This is a genomic window from Vibrio sp. QJM3NY_39 (genome assembly GCF_057785895.1).
In genome coordinates this window covers 3,483,169-3,499,390 of sequence record NZ_CM173505.1, presented here as the reverse complement: position 1 = coordinate 3,499,390, position 16,222 = coordinate 3,483,169, and the positions used below count along the sequence as shown (strand labels likewise).

13 protein-coding genes are annotated in these 16,222 nt (G+C 44.8%); 7 read left to right on the top strand and 6 right to left on the bottom strand.

The genetic code is table 11. The annotated features are described in order from the left end of the window. The first annotated feature begins 459 nt into the window (after positions 1–459). On the top strand, positions 460–3,258 hold the full coding sequence (gene polA / locus AC3CHU_RS15555) for a DNA polymerase I (RefSeq protein WP_237290911.1): 2,799 nt from the start codon (positions 460–462) through the stop codon (positions 3,256–3,258). Positions 3,259–3,451: 193 nt separating this feature from the next. Next, positions 3,452–3,499, top strand: coding sequence for a small protein SpfP (gene spfP, locus AC3CHU_RS15550; protein WP_438356636.1), 48 nt, complete (start codon positions 3,452–3,454; stop codon positions 3,497–3,499). Between the two features lie 266 nt (positions 3,500–3,765). Here the strand turns inward: spfP and AC3CHU_RS15545 are convergent, their stop codons facing one another. Both AC3CHU_RS15545 and yihA read right to left on the bottom strand, forming a co-directional pair. After that, positions 3,766–4,371: a GTP-binding protein gene (locus AC3CHU_RS15545; protein WP_171312272.1), complete on the bottom strand. Its 606-nt coding sequence runs from the start codon at positions 4,369–4,371 to the stop codon at positions 3,766–3,768. A gap of 230 nt (positions 4,372–4,601) precedes the next feature. Further along, entirely contained in the window at positions 4,602–5,261 is a 660-nt protein-coding gene (gene yihA / locus AC3CHU_RS15540; protein ID WP_488524883.1) for a ribosome biogenesis GTP-binding protein YihA/YsxC, read from the bottom strand. A gap of 148 nt (positions 5,262–5,409) precedes the next feature. Here yihA and AC3CHU_RS15535 point away from each other — a divergent pair, with 148 nt between their 5' ends. The 5 genes from AC3CHU_RS15535 to hemN all read left to right on the top strand — a co-directional run bounded on the left by AC3CHU_RS15535 (position 5,410) and on the right by hemN (position 10,012). Beyond that, complete coding sequence (locus AC3CHU_RS15535; RefSeq protein ID WP_488524882.1) at positions 5,410–6,027, top strand: c-type cytochrome; 618 nt, start codon at positions 5,410–5,412, stop codon at positions 6,025–6,027. 557 nt (positions 6,028–6,584) lie between these two features. Next, positions 6,585–7,223, top strand: coding sequence for a class I SAM-dependent methyltransferase (locus AC3CHU_RS15530; RefSeq protein ID WP_004735576.1), 639 nt, complete (start codon positions 6,585–6,587; stop codon positions 7,221–7,223). After that, complete coding sequence (gene yihI, locus AC3CHU_RS15525; protein WP_004735577.1) at positions 7,223–7,780, top strand: Der GTPase-activating protein YihI; 558 nt, start codon at positions 7,223–7,225, stop codon at positions 7,778–7,780. Before AC3CHU_RS15530 ends, yihI begins: the two co-directional genes overlap by 1 nt. Before the next feature lie 6 nt (positions 7,781–7,786). Next, entirely contained in the window at positions 7,787–8,275 is a 489-nt protein-coding gene (locus AC3CHU_RS15520) for a DUF2489 domain-containing protein (RefSeq protein WP_017079341.1), read from the top strand. A 345-nt stretch (positions 8,276–8,620) separates the two neighbouring features. Continuing rightward, positions 8,621–10,012, top strand: coding sequence for an oxygen-independent coproporphyrinogen III oxidase (hemN, locus tag AC3CHU_RS15515; protein ID WP_488524881.1), 1,392 nt, complete (start codon positions 8,621–8,623; stop codon positions 10,010–10,012). An 86-nt stretch (positions 10,013–10,098) separates the two neighbouring features. Here the strand turns inward: hemN and gepA are convergent, their stop codons facing one another. From gepA to AC3CHU_RS15495, 4 genes are all read right to left on the bottom strand, one after another. After that, positions 10,099–12,663 carry a phosphodiesterase GepA gene (gene gepA, locus AC3CHU_RS15510; protein WP_171328730.1) on the bottom strand — a complete coding sequence of 855 codons (2,565 nt, stop codon included), beginning with the start codon at positions 12,661–12,663 and terminating at the stop codon, positions 10,099–10,101. A gap of 107 nt (positions 12,664–12,770) precedes the next feature. Then, positions 12,771–14,174: a nitrogen regulation protein NR(I) gene (gene glnG, locus AC3CHU_RS15505; protein WP_017081697.1), complete on the bottom strand. Its 1,404-nt coding sequence runs from the start codon at positions 14,172–14,174 to the stop codon at positions 12,771–12,773. Positions 14,175–14,296: 122 nt separating this feature from the next. Then, entirely contained in the window at positions 14,297–15,373 is a 1,077-nt protein-coding gene (gene glnL / locus AC3CHU_RS15500) for a nitrogen regulation protein NR(II) (protein WP_017079339.1), read from the bottom strand. Between the two features lie 168 nt (positions 15,374–15,541). Beyond that, positions 15,542–16,111: a DUF4124 domain-containing protein gene (locus AC3CHU_RS15495; RefSeq protein WP_428783974.1), complete on the bottom strand. Its 570-nt coding sequence runs from the start codon at positions 16,109–16,111 to the stop codon at positions 15,542–15,544. Positions 16,112–16,222 lie beyond the last annotated feature (111 nt).

The following is a 16,222-nucleotide window of genomic DNA, read 5'->3' as shown; positions in this document are numbered from 1 at the left end:
TTTATAGCTTTTAGGTAAAGCTGTGGTATTCAATTTGAATGGCTTTACCGGTTTTTGCTAGGCGACATCTTCGGGTGTCGCTTTTTTTATACCTCCATTTCAACAAGATGCATATTTAGTGGCACGTTTTTTTATGAATAAAACGCCATCAGCATTCTTTTCCACAATGCAAGATCGAGAAAAGATCGTTGATCATATGTTCGATCTGTAATTTTATCGTTTATTTTCAGTGGTTTATTTGCGTTTTTTTGGTGGTTTACCTTAGTTCTCAACAGGGTGGGTAAATAATATAAACAGAGTTATCCACAGAACGCTTGTGTCTAAGAACAAAAAATAACAACAAATCGATTATTACGAACACAACCGAGTGAACGGATACAGATCGACAACGTAGAATCCAACCAACAGACGTGGCATTCTTAACAGATAATTTCTGTACTTACTGGATTCACAAACATTATGGCTCGTATTCCTGATAATCCATTGATTCTGATCGATGGCTCTTCTTACCTATATCGCGCGTTCCATGCTTACCCTGGCACCATGAGCAATGGTGATATCCCAACGAATGCTGTTTATGGTGTGGTTAACATGCTACGCAGCATGATGCGTCAATTTGCTTCTGATCGTATTGCGGTTATTTTTGATGCGAAAGGGAAAACGTTCCGTGATGATATGTACCCAGAGTACAAAGCAAACCGCCCACCGATGCCTGACGATCTTCGTTGCCAGATAGAACCATTGCACAATGTGATTCGTGCGATGGGTTTGCCACTTATCTCTATTCCTGGCGTTGAAGCGGATGATGTGATTGGTACGTTGGCTTCTCAAGCTTCTGCGATGGGTATGCCTGTGCTTATTAGTACCGGTGATAAAGATATGGCGCAGCTGGTCGATGACAACGTTACTCTGATCAACACCATGACCAACGTGGTGATGGATCGTGAAGGTGTTATTGAGAAGTTTGGTATTCCGCCTGAGCTTATTATCGATTATCTCGCGCTGATGGGCGATAAAGTGGATAACATTCCGGGCATTCCAGGTGTTGGCGATAAGACTGCGACGGCATTGCTGCAAGGTATCGGTAGTATCGAAAAGTTGTATCAAAACCTTGATGATATTGCGGCGCTTGGTTTCCGTGGTTCGAAAACCATGGCTAAGAAGCTGGCTGATAATAAAGATAATGCTGATATGTCTTACCAGCTTGCGACGATTAAGTTAGATGTTGAACTTGAAGAGACACCAGAGTCACTCGTTAAAGCTCAGCCAAATATCGACGAGCTGATCAAACTATACGGCCAACTGGTTTTCAAATCTTGGTTGAACGAGCTGCTTGAAGGTGGCAGTGGTGTGGTTGAAGCGGATGAAAGATCTGCAGCAACGGGAGCTGGTGCTTCTGCAGCAACGTCTACCGTGGAGATGAATACGTCTGCCGTGACGATTGATCGCAGCAACTACGAAACGATTCTAGATGAAGCGTCATTCAATGTTTGGCTAGAAAAGCTTAAAGCCGCTGAATTGTTTGCTTTCGATACTGAAACAGACAGCTTAGATTACATGGTCGCAAACCTCGTTGGCTTGTCATTCGCAACCGAAGAAGGCGTTGCTGCTTATGTACCGGTTGCTCATGATTACCTAGATGCACCGCAGCAGCTGGACCGTGATTGGGTACTTGAACAGCTTAAGCCGATTCTTGAAGATGATGCTCAAGCAAAAGTGGGTCAAAACCTGAAGTACGATATGAGTGTGCTAGCTCGCTACGGTATCGAGATGAAAGGCATCAAACACGACACTATGCTGGCGTCTTACGTTTTCAATAGCGTAGGTGGCAAGCACGATATGGACAGCCTAGCGCTACGCTTCCTACAGCATAGCTGCATCTCATTTGAGCAAATCGCAGGTAAAGGTAAGAAACAACTTACTTTCAACCAGATTGAGCTGGGTGAAGCGTCTCCATACGCTGCAGAAGATGCTGACGTGACACTACGTCTGCATAACCGCCTGATGGAAAACATCGAGCAAGATGAAAAGCTTAAAACCATCTATGAAGAAATCGAAGTACCACTGATTCCTGTGATGTCTCGCATTGAGCGTACTGGCGTATTCATCGATGACATGCTGTTAGGGGCTCAATCACAAGAGATTGCGGTTCGTCTGGATGAGTTAGAGCAGAAAGCTTACGAGATTGCAGAGCAAGAGTTCAACATGAACTCGCCAAAACAGCTGCAAGCGATCCTGTTTGAAAAAATGGGTCTACCGGTTATCAAGAAAACGCCATCAGGTGCGCCTTCAACTAACGAAGAAGTGTTGCAAGAGCTGGCCCTTGATTACCCGTTGCCTAAGCTGATCATTGAGTATCGTGGCCTTGCGAAACTGAAGTCTACTTACACAGATAAACTGCCGAAGATGATCAACGCTGAAACGGGTCGCGTTCATACTTCTTACCACCAAGCGGTAACGGCAACCGGTCGTTTGTCTTCGACTGATCCAAACCTACAAAATATCCCAATTCGTAATGAAGAAGGTCGTCGTATTCGCCAAGCATTCGTTGCACAACATGGTTGGAAGATCCTAGCGGTCGATTACTCTCAAATTGAATTGCGTATCATGGCGCACCTATCGGCTGATAAAGCGCTGCTGGAAGCGTTCCAACAAGGCAAAGATATTCACGCGGCAACGGCTGCTGAGATTATCGGCGTGGCTATTGATCAAGTTACCACTGAACAGCGTCGTCGTGCTAAAGCCGTTAACTTCGGCCTTATTTACGGCATGAGTGCCTTTGGCTTGGCTAAGCAACTGGGGATTCCTCGTGGTGAAGCACAGCACTACATGGACACTTACTTTGAACGCTACCCTGGTGTAATGCAGTACATGGAAGACACACGCAGCGCTGCTTCAGAGCAAGGCTTCGTTGAAACCATTTACGGTCGTCGGTTGCACCTGCCTGAAATCCAATCTCGTAATGGCATGCGTCGTAAAGCCGCTGAACGTGCGGCGATCAATGCACCGATGCAAGGTACTGCAGCAGACATCATTAAGAAAGCGATGTTGTTAGTGGATGAGTGGATTCAAGCGGAAGGCGATGGTCGTGTGAAGCTATTGATGCAAGTACACGATGAATTGGTATTTGAAGTTCAAGAGTCAGCTTTAGCCGAAATTGAAAGTAAAGTACAAGAATTGATGGAGTCAGCCGCTGATCTAGAAGTACCGTTAGTCGCGGAAGCAGGCCACGGTGACAACTGGGATCAAGCCCACTAATCAGTTTTTGACCTTATTGAGTGAATTAGTATGAGCCAGTGCACAAACACTGGCTTTTTTTTGTCTCGAATAAAGTTAAACCGTAAGAAGAATTTAGGTGTTTTAATAAAACATTCATGAAAAAAAACTACAAAAATTGTTTTCATTTCTGAGCAATTGTTGTACATTAAATCTTGTAGGGTACAGAGGTAAGATGTTCTATCTTTCAGACCTTTTGTTTCACGTTATTGGATTAGGCTGATTCAGCCGCCCCAGTCAGTATTTGACTGGGGCGTTTTTTCTTGTGCGAAAGAAAAATATTTCTAACCTACTATTACTCCCGTAAACTCGCCCTTTTTAGTGTCTTTTCTTACGCTTTCTCAAGCTCAGTGATAAACACCTGATTTGCCTTAGATCTGGAATTCGATCAGCATTTGGTAATTTAAATTCGTCTCTAATTTGATTGTTTTATCATTTAAAATAACTTTTATTTTACAAGTTGCCGATAAAGGATTGATAGCTTACGCCTTATTTATCAGTGTATTGAGTGGGTGAATGCTCAATGTAATCCATGATTTCTTGTTGTTTCTCAGTACTGTATTTCAGCGCTTCGGCGGTGATTTGGATGGATTGCGCCATAGAAGAGATATTGTGGGTCGCTTTCACCAAGGTTTGCTGCATGGGTTTTAGGATGAGTAGATAGATAGCAGTCAAAGCGATAACAATGACAGCGATAACGGCTGCTAACGCAATGATGATCTTGGTCTGAATATCATCCAACAGCATTTGACTGGTCTTTTTAAAGGCGAGTCGAGATTGGTCTAAGGCTTGTGGGAGTTGATTGAGTGATGTCTTGGTAGAGCTCGCAAGCTTGTTGATGCTTTCAACGGTTTGATTCAGGGCTTGTTGTTGGTCTTCACTAAGGTTGGGGTTGTTGACGATAGCTTGCAACGATTGCGATATCACCTCAAGAGACTCACTCGCATCTTGAGCGTATTTTTCCATACCATCCAAGTCCAAGGTCATATCAACATTGACCAGAGCGGCCTCGGTCTTGGGCTGTTCCGATTCAGATGTTACACCGGAAAATGAGATCAATATAAGCGCGATGGTCGCCAAGGGTTTTTTCCACATGAGCATTCCTTTCTCATTGTTCTGTTTATTTAGATGTGTCTTTTAGTATGGTTCACTTCTCTCGTTTCTAACTGATTAATCTTGTCTTTAATTCTCAAGATTTAGGTTTAACTCACTAATTTGTGGGCAAAAAAATACCCCACCTATATAAGGCGGGGTATTGATAAGGCTAAATCACTTGCTGTAAGTGCTTTAACCTCTAATTATAGATAAAGCTATAGATAGAAGAACTACTCTGCGTCGTTGTGCTCTTGGTCAGCCAGTTCATCAAGAATCTGGTCAGCAAAAGCTGGGGCAAACCACTCATCCATCTTGGCTCGCAGTTGATCAACGCCGATGCCCTTCATTGAAGAGAAGACATCAACCGCTACATCACCACCGAAAGATTTCGCATCATTACGGATTTTCAGTAGTTGCGCTTTACGAGCGCCACTTTTCAGTTTGTCTGCTTTTGTTAACAAAACTTGCACTGGGATGCGGCTATCGATAGCCCAGTAGATCATTTGTTGGTCAAGGTCTTTCATTGGGTGACGGATATCCATCAATACCACTAAACCTTTCAAGCTTTCGCGTCGCTGTAGGTATTCACCTAGCGATTTCTGCCATTTTTTCTTCAGCTCAAGAGGGACTTGAGCAAAGCCATATCCAGGTAAATCGACGATATGACAACCGTCCGTTACCTTAAATAGGTTAATTAGCTGAGTTCGACCGGGTGTTTTACTGGTTTTCGCCAAGCCTTTTTGGTTTGTAACGCGATTTAGCGCGCTAGATTTACCAGCATTGGAGCGTCCTGCAAACGCAATTTCGATCCCTTCGTCTTCTGGTAAATGACGAATATCAGGTGCACTGGTAATGAAATGCGTGTTTTGATAATGAATTTTTACGCTCACTGTTAACTCCATCTCGACTTTGTGTAGTCGATTGATTACTTTTTTGTGAATTTGTGTAAAATAACCGTGCTCGGCATAAGGTCGCCTATTGTACCATGAGTGGCAACATAGAGTGGTACTGGAAGCTTGATAATTATAATGGAATGTCATGAAGAAATTAGCGCTAATTTTGAGTCTTTTAGCCAGCTGCTCAGTATGGGCTCAAGGTAGTATTGAAGCTGGTAAAGCCAAATCACAAACATGTGTTGCCTGCCACGGTGCTGACGGCAACAGTCTGATCACGCAGTACCCTAAACTGGCTGGTCAACATGAGAAGTACCTAGAGAAGCAGTTAAAAGAGCTTAAGATCGGTATGACCAGTGGTGGTAAGCAAGGTCGTAATGAACCTGTAATGGGTGCAATGGCGATGTCTTTATCTGAAGAAGATATGGCTGACCTAGCGGCGTACTACGCATCGCTACCTATCTCTAGTAACTCTACTCCTGAGAATGTAGTAGATGAAGGTAAGGTTCTTTACACCGCGGGTAACGCAGAACGCGGCGTAACGGCGTGTATTGCTTGTCACGGTCCACGTGGTAACGGTACCGAACTTTCTGGTTTCCCTAAGATTTCAGGCCAGCACGCAGATTACATCAAGGCTCAACTTGAGAAATTCCGCGATGGTAGCCGTAATAACGACATGAATGCGATGATGCGTGATGTAGCTAAAAAGTTAACAGACGCAGATATTGATACCTTATCGAAGTACGTTGGTGGTTTACACTAATATGTCGGTTTCTTGCTCTTAGCCAGAGTAAAGAAATGTACGCTCGAGCGAGATTGAAGAGACGCCCCGATCAGTAATGGTCGGGGCGTTTTCTTTTGTATTGGTTTTATTAATATGTTTTGCGCTGATGTCTGATTTATCAATGTGTGATCGATTTGTGTACAAAAGTGTGAACTTGAACTCTTGTAGTCTTTTTGTAACACGGTAAAGTAACGGCCATCAGCTAGGAGCTGACTTAGATACGGATGGTCATCTAGTCTAACGGTATAGACAGAAACGGATCAGGCTAGGACAGCCCAGCAACAAGGTGTTAGAAAAGGATAGCCAAAACTCATAAGGACGATGAACAACAAACAAATTTGGCATGGAAAGCACCAATAACAAATGGAGATTTGTGTACCAAGTTGAGTATGCAAATTTTGGCCGATATAGGCAGATTTAGAGAGCGATAGGTTTTCCTATCGCTTTTTTTATTGATTTGATGAAAAAACACCCAATACCTCTCCACTATAAACTCAGTTTCTGGTATGTTTCGCATCCCTGTTTAAGGATGTGCTATGTATACTTGTCCCTTATGCCATCACCAAGGCGTGAATCACTATTTTGAAGACAAACGCAGAGCCTATCTGCAATGTCAGCAATGTGAACTGGTATTTGTTAAACCTGAACAAAGGTTAGAAGCAAAAGAAGAGAAAGCACACTATGATCTCCATGAGAACGATCCTAGTGATGCAGGCTATCGCCGTTTTCTATCTCGCATCGCGGATCCATTAACAGACAAAATTTCATCTAACTCACACGGGTTGGATTTTGGTTGTGGCCCAGGCCCTACGCTATCTATTATGTTAGAAGAAGCCGGACACACCATGGAGTTGTACGATATCTATTACCACCCAGAAGCTTCTGTGTTGGAAAAAACGTATGACTTTATGACTGCCACTGAGGTGATAGAGCATCTTTATCACCCAGACAAAGTGTGGCAGCAATGGTTGAATTTAGTTAAACCCAAGGGCTGGATTGGTCTTATGACTAAACTAGTAATAGACGTAGACGCGTTTGCTGGTTGGCACTACAAGAATGACCCGACACATGTCGTCTTCTTTAGTCGTCAAACATTCCAGTTTTTGGCAGAGCGGGATAAGCTCGAACTAGAATTTTTTGGAAATGATGTAATTTTACTGAGGAAAGTGCAGTAATGGGTCGTAGTAAGAAATCAAGAAAACCGGGAGCACTTGGCGCTCCGGAACCTATGGTTACTCGTAACCGTAGTGAATCTGATGTTGAAGGTCGTGAACGTAAGCGTGTTAAAAAGCGTAAAGGCCTTAAGTCTGGCAGCCGTCACTCAGATGGTAGCGAAGCAAAACAGCGTAAAGCTGCACTAGCTCGCGACCCTCGTTTAGGCAGCAAGAAAAAAATCCCGCTGATTGTTGAACCAGCGAAGAAGTCGACCAAACAAGAGCGCAAGCTATCTAACGAACAAGAGTTAGAGATGCTTGAGAATGATGCTCAACTGAACACATTGCTAGATCGTATCGAAAATGGTGAAAACCTAGGTGCTGGCCTGCAGAAGTTTGTTGATGAGAAACTTGATCGTATCGAACACCTAATGGGCCGCTTAGGTCTGCTAGAGCCAGAAGACGATGAAGAAGAGATCTTCGAAGAAGCACCAGTTGCATCTAAGAAGAAAGCAAGCTCTGACGAAGACTTGCTATCTCAATTCGAAGATTTCGACTTAGACAGCTTTAAAGGTTAATAGCCAATGAACGTAACCTTATTAGCAATTGCTGGTGGAATTATCATTCTCGGCTTGGGCTCTTACGCAGGTTACCTTCTACTTCAAGTGAAGAAGCAGACGGAGTTGCAAAAGCAGCATCAAGCACTTGCCATTGAAAAACGTAACGCGACGATTTACGAAAACGTAAATACTCTGTGCTTAGCGGGTATTCAAGGCCAGTGTGACTTACCTGAGATCAGTATCCGAGTGTGTATCATTATGGATAACGTTCAGGGTGATGAGCGTGTCGATTTTGATTCTGAGTATCCTGCTCTTTCTGAGCTGTACCATATCGTAAAAGATATGGCTCGCGGAGACGGAAGGCAGGAACTGACGAAGAAAGAGCGCATGCAGCAGAATCTCACACGCCATAAGGCGGAGACTCGCTTGAATGATGCGGTCATTGAAGATTTGAAAAGGTTGCAGGAGAAGGTTAAGCCTCTCAACAACCAAATCAACATTCAGATGATCTAGTCACTAAGACTTTTAAATATAGAGGCTTGTTTAACATTTAGTTTTTAGACGCGCTGCTTTTAATACCTATGCATTTAAGACTTTTTGTCCTAAAAGTATCTTGTTTTTAAGTCGCCTTGTCTTTAATAGACGATGTTAAATGAGCCTTCTTACCTTTTGTGTCTCGTTAATCCCGACGCTTTGTTAGTGATCAAGCTAGCAGTTCTGAGTTTTTGTCTGAAAAATTGATTTTGTCTTGGAACGACCTTACTGGTCGTGTGGCAAAATAACCCGTCTATATTTTAATGTATGTAAAATGATTTGAGAGACCTTAGGTTCTCGCGGATCTAAATTGGAATTACCGCTATGTCGAGCAAGCCAGTAACAACGAATCAGCAAATCGTTTGGGATCAAGAGATCTTAAACAAGTACAACTATTCGGGACCTCGTTACACTTCATATCCAACAGCGTTGGAGTTTCATGAAGCGTTTACCGTCGCTGATTACGACATGGCGTGTACTCAGTACCCTGAGCGTCCACTCTCTCTTTACGTGCATATCCCGTTCTGTCATAAGCTTTGTTACTACTGTGGTTGTAATAAAGTCATTACTCGTCACTCGCACAAAGCGGATGAGTACTTAGATGTGATTGAACATGAAATCCGCCAGCGCGGCTCTTTGTTGAATGGCCGTGAAGTGACGCAATTGCACTTCGGTGGTGGTACGCCAACGTTCTTGACCAAAACACAAATTACTCGCTTGATGATGATTCTGCGTGAGGAATTTAATTTCACTGCTGACGCTGAAATCAGTATTGAAGTTGACCCGCGTGAGATTGAGCTAGACGTACTTGACCACCTGCGTAACGAAGGCTTCAACCGCCTGAGCATTGGTGTGCAAGACTTCAATAAAGAAGTGCAGAAACTGGTTAACCGTGAGCAAGATGAAGAGTTCATCATTGCGATGGTTAAACGTGCGAAAGAGCTAGGCTTCCGTTCAACCAACCTTGATTTGATCTACGGCCTACCAAAGCAGACTCAAGCTTTGTTCGCGGAAACATTGAAGCAAGTGTTAGAAATGAAACCGGGTCGTTTATCGGTATTTAACTACGCACACATGCCGCAACTGTTTGCTGCGCAGCGTAAGATTAAAGATGAAGACTTACCTGAACCAAAAGAGAAAATGGCAATCCTCCAAGATACCATTGAGACTTTAACGGGCGCGGGCTACCAGTTCATTGGTATGGATCACTTTGCTCTGCCTGAAGACGAGCTAGCAGTAGCACAGCGTGAAGGTATTCTGCATCGTAACTTCCAAGGCTACACGACCCAAGGTGAAGCTGACCTAATTGGCTTCGGTGTTTCTGCAATCTCTATGGTCGGTGATGCTTACGCTCAAAACCAGAAAGAGCTGAAGAAGTATTACGCTCAGGTGAATGACCTTCGCCACGCGCTTTGGAAAGGTGTTGCTCTAGACAGTGACGACCTTCTACGTCGTGAAGTGATCAAACAGCTTATCTGTAACTTTAAGCTTGATAAAACCATGATCGAATCTGAGTTCTCGGTTAACTTTAATCGTTACTTCAAAGAAGATTTAGGGCTACTGCAAACCTTTATCAACGATGAGTTGGTAGAAGTTGACGATAAAGAAATCCGCGTGACTTTACGTGGCCGTTTGTTGATTCGTAATATCTGTATGTGTTTCGATAAATACCTACGTGCTAAGGCTCGCCAACAGCAGTTCTCCCGTGTGATTTAATCGCTCGATTGAGAACAGAAATATAAAAAATGCCAGCATTATGCTGGCATTTTTGTGTCTATCTGTAAGTCAATTCTCTATCTACTTTACATCATGCTTTCTTTTCTGCTTTGTTTTACGTTGCAGAGGTCGGTTGGCCATTGCTCAAAAGGAACCGGGCGACTGTATAAGAACCCCTGTGCCTGCGGGCATTTCAGCTGTTTGAGTAGATCCGCTTGTTGCTGAGTTTCTACACCTTCTGCGACTATGCTTACCTTGAAGCCCTTGGTGATATTGACGATGGCTGCAACGATAGAGCTATCTAGGTTCTCTTTTTCGAGCTTGCTGACGAAGCTGCGATCGATCTTTAAGCAATCAAATGGCAGTTTGTGTAAATAAGCCAGTGACGAATAGCCGGTACCAAAGTCATCAATTGCAATCGAGATGCCTAATGCTTTTAGCGTCAGCATGTTATCGATGATGGCAGGGTCATTGTCGACGATGCGTGACTCAGTGATCTCTAGTGTCAGGTTGCTTGCTGGTAGCTTGGTGTCACGTAGCGTGCCTTTAACTTGTTCAACAAAGCCACTTTCACTCAGTTGATCGACCGAAAGGTTAACGTGAATAGAGAAGTCCTTGCTCCATTTTCCTGACTCAATCGCGATGGCAGTATCTCGACACGACTTATGTAGAATTTGCTTGCCGATATCGTAAATCAGCCCGCTCTCTTCAGCGAGAGGAATGAATTCAAGTGGTGAGACTATTCCTTCATCGGCTATCCAGCGTGCTAAAGCTTCAGCCCCAATGGTCGATCCGGATTCTAGATCAATAATAGGTTGATAGAAGGGTTCGAACTGTTGAAGTTCAATCGCTCGGTTCATCCGCGCTAGCATCTTAGTACGATGTCTTGATGCTTTACCCATCTCAGGGCTGTAAATGCTGACACTGGCTTTGTCTTGTTTTGCGTTGCTCAAAGCAATGCTACTACTACGCAGCAATAGCGCAATGTCGTGGACGTTAGATACACCGACGACGCCCATCGATACCTTAATGGCGACACTTTCTGATTCCATTGAAAATGGGGAAGCAAAGGTTTGAAGCAAGCGATTAGTCAGTAGTTGAGCTTCCTTGCTTTGGATGACGTTCGGGGCGTAAATGGCGAATTCATCACCGCCAGTGCGAGCTAATAGGTAATCGGATGGCAATGTACCTCTTAAACGAGCGGCCGCAATGATAAGCAATTGGTCACCATTGTAATGACCAAGGCTGTCATTGATGTCTCGGAAGCGATCAATACCCACTAAATAAAGTGTGCCTTTTTCGTTTGCAGGGTTTTTCTTGGCAGCGTCGATAAAGCCTTCTCGACTATATAATTTGGTTAGTGAGTCATAGGTAAGCTGAGATTGTAATGCTTGAAAGGAAGCCTTTAAGTTGTTGGCCATTTCATTGAATGACTCCACCAACATGCTGGTTTCATAGATATGCCCTGTCTTTGGCATGCTCGTGCCCCAATCACCTTTAGCAAGACGCTTTGCCGCATCCGCTGTTGAGGTGATGGGTTGGGTAACGCGATTAAACGCAATTAACCCAGCAATGACACCAATGCAACTCAGCGCTAGCCCGAGCAACCAACTGTTTCTTTGGTTTTCAGGTAATTCACCGAGTAGGTTGCTTTCAGGGATCGACATACCAATAAACCAAGTGATGCCGTGCTCATCTTCATAAGGGGTGATCTGGTTGAAGTATCGTTCGTTGTCTAGGCGAAAACTAAAGCGCTGCACGCCCAAATTATCGATTAGGTGAAATTGGTCTACGTAGCTAGCACTTTCACGTATTACCGGGTTAGCACTCTCTGATGCCAGTAAGCGTTGGCCCTTATTGGTTTTCCCTGTTCCCCAAGAGACCACGCTACCTCCGCCCGAGTGAGCGACCAAGCGTTGCTGCTTATCAATGATATAAACAGAGGCATCCGTTTTATCTTTGAGTTCTTTGAGAAACGCATTAAAGGTATTGATCTTAATGTCGCTAACGACGACGGCTTTGAATTCGTTGTCATCATAGATAGGGGCGAGGGCAGATAAGGTGATCTCTTGTCGTTCATCTGCATTGGCATAAATTGGCGACCATACAGCCTTTTTTTGCGTAGCAACGGGTGTGTACCAAGGGCGGACTCTCGGGTCGTAACCTGAAATCACCGATCGAATGTCTTCGCTGATCTTGCTGCCACGGTAAATGACCAGCTGATCGCTAGTACGGTCGTCTTGTACCATCAAGGTATAGCCGTTGTTAGCTTCTTTACGAAAACCGACATAGTTACCATCTTCAGAACCAAAGCCGATCACATCGAGTTGAGGTATAGCTGTGAAATGGTCTGAAAACGTATAAAGAATGTAGTCTTGGACCTTGCTAAGGTTGCCCGCTTGATAAAGATGGTGGTAGCCAATGTTATGGCTGAGCGAGAGGTTCGCGTGAAATGGTTTTTCTAAAAAATTGGACAGGCTTTGATGAACATGGTCAGTAAGTGATGTTAGTTGGCGTGCACTAACATCACTCACCATCTCTTTGTAGCTTTGCTTTTGAGTGAAAACCATTACGCTCATAGTGAACAGAAAAATCATCACGAATGGCAGAACCACCGCGGTTCTCAATGTAATTTGTGTTTTCAAAGACATCTTTAGCTACAACTTTAGTGAATGGCATACCTTAATTGTACCGACACTATTCAAACCAAGCGACCCTTTTTTGGTTAAAAAGTCGCTGTATCGAAAGTCATATCTGGTCAGTACAGTTCTTTGAGTTTACGGGTTAGGGTGTTTCTTCCCCAACCTAAAACCTTGGCTGCATCCTGTTTATGACCATTGGTATGGTTGAGTGCAGCCTCTAGCAGTATACGTTCAAACTCTGGCAGAGCATAAGTTAGTAGCTCTTTTTCTCCGGAATCAAGCGCACACTTTGCCCAATTAGCGAGCAGTTGTTGCCAGTTATCTCCAGTCCCTGAGGTCGTCACCACTTTTTCTTCCAACAGTTCTGGAGGCAAGTCTGAAGGGAGTATTTCACTGCCGCTTGCCATGACTGTGAGCCAACGACAGATGTTCTCAAGCTGACGTACGTTACCCGGCCAATTTAGCTGATTGAGCTTCATGATGGTCTCTGAGTGCAGTGTCTTCACTTCTACACCAAGCTCTTCAGCGGCTGATGCTAGGAAGTGGTGAGTCAGTTTTTCAATGTCCTGTTTACGTTCGCGCAGTGCCGGAATATGGATTCGGATAACGTTCAGTCGATGGAAAAGGTCTTCACGGAAACCACCGTCATGCACCAAGCGCTCAAGATCTTGGTGGGTTGCTGCAACGATACGAACATCAACCTTAACCGCAGAATGCCCACCGACACGATAAAATTGACCATCAGAAAGCACGCGCAGTAGCCGAGTCTGAATATCGAGTGGCATATCGCCTATTTCATCAAGAAACAGAGTGCCGCCGTTGGCTTGTTCGAATCGTCCTTGGCGAACACTGTTAGCGCCAGTAAAGGCGCCTTTCTCGTGGCCAAACAGCTCTGATTCGATCAAGTCTTTAGGGATTGCCGCCATGTTTAATGCAATGAATGGCTTTTTAGCTCTTGGGCTGTGACGATGCAGAGCGTGCGCGACTAATTCTTTACCAGTACCAGATTCACCATTAATAAGAACCGAAATGGATGAACGAGACAAACGGCCAATAGCTCGGAAAACTTCCTGCATTGCCGGTGCTTCACCGATGATTTCTGGTGCGTTGGTCTCTTCGGCTACTTCGCTGGCTTGTTCTCGCTTTTGCTCTTGGCTGTGTGCGATGGCTCGCTCTACTAGAGTCAGTGTCTCATCAATATCAAACGGCTTAGGTAGATACTCAAAAGCCCCTTTTTGATAAGCATTCACCGCTGCATCGAGGTCTGAGTGCGCGGTCATAATGATCACTGGCAGGTCGGGAGAGCGCTGGTGAACTTGGTGTAACAGCTCAATCCCGTCAATGCCAGGCATGCGAATGTCGGACACCAAAACGTCTGGTGTTTCGCGTTCAAGAGCAAGCAATACGCTCTCAGCATCAGCAAATGTTTCACACTTTATATCCGCAGATGACAGCGTCTTTTCTACGACCCAGCGTATAGAACTGTCGTCATCGACGACCCAAACGTATCCCTTACTCATAATTCAATTCCTTTGCAGCCAATTCTATTGTGATAATCATTGTTGTTTTTATGATGTCTTTAATCTTTGTGTTACCGAGTTAAGCCTTTCATCTCGCTGTCCAATCGCGAGGTTCTGTTGACCTAAATGGGTAGGTAAATCGTGAATGTGGTGTTACCCGGCCAGCTCTCAACATCAATTTTTCCATTGTGCTGATCGATCAGGTTTTGAGAAATCGATAGTCCCAGCCCTGTGCCACCCTCTCGTCCGCTGACCATTGGGTAAAACAGCGTGTCTTTTAAATCATCGGGGATGCCGGGGCCGTTATCGCTGATCTCAATGCGCGCTGCGAGTTTGTGTCGCTGCCCATGAATATTGGCTTGATGCACCGTTCTGGTGCGAATGGTGATTTTCCCTGATTCTTGCGCCTTTAAAATCTGTGCCGCGTTACTCACGATATTGAGCATCGCTTGTTCAACTTGTGCTGAATCCATCAGAATGTCCGGTAAGCTCGGGTCGTAATCTCGTTCGATGGCGAGCGTTGAACCCGACTCGAGTTCTACGAGCTGCCTGACTTTCTCAAGTATCTGGTGTAGGTTCTCTTCTGACTTGGTCCCCGGCTTCTGAGGGCCAAGCAGGCGATCAACTAAAGCTCTTAGGCGGTCGGCTTGCTCAATAATGATCTGCGTATATTCATTAAGAGACTGATCAGGAAGCATTTTCCCAAGTAACTGCGCCGCACCTCTTAAGCCACCGAGTGGGTTCTTAATCTCATGTGCTAACCCGCGCACCAACAGCTTAGCTGCTTGTTGTTGTGCGTGTTGGTTGAGTTCTTGGCTGAGGCGTCTTTGCTGGTCTATCTTGCGCATCTCAACCAATAACAGCGTCTCTCGTTGCCAAGAGATTGGGCTAACCGTGACTTCAAGCATCAGTGGGCGGTTATCAACAACGAAGGTAACGTCACTGTCGGTAATGCTCTGGCCACTTTGTAGCGGTTGCGTCAGAAGCGCCAAATCCAGTGAGGCGTGTTGGATGAGTTGGCTCAATGGGTGATCGACGATGCGTCGCGCGCTTTGTGAAAAGAGTTGTTCAGCCGCCGGGTTGGCGTATCGGACATACAGTTGCTCATCGAGCATCAATGTTGAGGTCACCATGTTGTCGAGAATGGCGCTGGAAAGATGATGTGTATCTATGCTGTCGCTTTTGGCTGATCGATTCACTATTTCGTCCTTGAACTGGTGTTTTTCTCACTGCACCAAATTGGTGCGTAGCTAAGTTCAAGTATGGCGCATATCAACCAGAAGCTAAAGATAATTCATTAGAGTCGCTGAAAGCTGCTTCGATTAGGTGAAAAGTAGAGGTAATTCAGTCTCTTTTAACACATTGGCCTACTTGAGCGTCGCTCGATGTAAATACACGGTGACTGGACTAGTAGATGCAATAAGCTTGCCGCTTCTATGTGCTTGAATTGCAATGGTGTGAGTACCTCGATCGATACCTTTCAGTTCCCAATTCGGTTGGGTTTGTGGGGCGCCATAGCGACGACCATCGAGCATCAATTGCAACTGTTCTCCAATACCAAGCTTGCGGCTAAGTTCTATTTGAATAGGGATTAAGCCGCGGTTGCTACGGATGGTTTGGTCATGAACGGGAGTCAGCATGATGAGGGCTAGTTGAGCTGGTGCCTCACGTTTCGTGCTTTCTGTTTTCCCCTGAGCCTGAGCTGGCGTTGCCGTTTTAGTTGTAGATGAAGCTGCAGCATCAACGGGCGTCGAGGCTTCAAATTTAGGAGCCGGCGCTGATGCTTGCACATCCGGTAGGCGAAGAGATTTGGCATCTTGAGCGCTAGGGTTATCACTAAAGTGGAGAACACCATCCTCATCCACCCAGGTATACACCGTTTGAGCAGAGCACGAGATCGCGACTGTTAACCCGATCAGGAACAGTATATTTTTCATATCTTTAGCCTCTTTTCACCGCTAGGTGATTTCACGTTTGGCGTTGGTTTTGTTATTGATTTTATTGTTTTTATAGCAGTAGCCTCTGAGGGCTTTTGTCTAAGGTATGGT

What these genes read in the sequence shown, in the direction of transcription:
- AC3CHU_RS15535 (WP_488524882.1), top strand. Translation starts at nt 5,410, where the DNA reads ATGAAGAAATTAGCGCTAATTTTGAGTCTTTTAGCCAGCTGCTCAGTA.
- AC3CHU_RS15545 (WP_171312272.1), bottom strand. Translation starts at nt 4,371, where the DNA reads ATGTGGAAAAAACCCTTGGCGACCATCGCGCTTATATTGATCTCATTT.
- AC3CHU_RS15495 (WP_428783974.1), bottom strand. Translation starts at nt 16,111, where the DNA reads ATGAAAAATATACTGTTCCTGATCGGGTTAACAGTCGCGATCTCGTGC.
- gepA (WP_171328730.1), bottom strand. Translation starts at nt 12,663, where the DNA reads ATGTCTTTGAAAACACAAATTACATTGAGAACCGCGGTGGTTCTGCCA.
- AC3CHU_RS15530 (WP_004735576.1), top strand. Translation starts at nt 6,585, where the DNA reads ATGTATACTTGTCCCTTATGCCATCACCAAGGCGTGAATCACTATTTT.
- polA (WP_237290911.1), top strand. Translation starts at nt 460, where the DNA reads ATGGCTCGTATTCCTGATAATCCATTGATTCTGATCGATGGCTCTTCT.
- AC3CHU_RS15520 (WP_017079341.1), top strand. Translation starts at nt 7,787, where the DNA reads ATGAACGTAACCTTATTAGCAATTGCTGGTGGAATTATCATTCTCGGC.
- hemN (WP_488524881.1), top strand. Translation starts at nt 8,621, where the DNA reads ATGTCGAGCAAGCCAGTAACAACGAATCAGCAAATCGTTTGGGATCAA.
- glnG (WP_017081697.1), bottom strand. Translation starts at nt 14,174, where the DNA reads ATGAGTAAGGGATACGTTTGGGTCGTCGATGACGACAGTTCTATACGC.
- yihI (WP_004735577.1), top strand. Translation starts at nt 7,223, where the DNA reads ATGGGTCGTAGTAAGAAATCAAGAAAACCGGGAGCACTTGGCGCTCCG.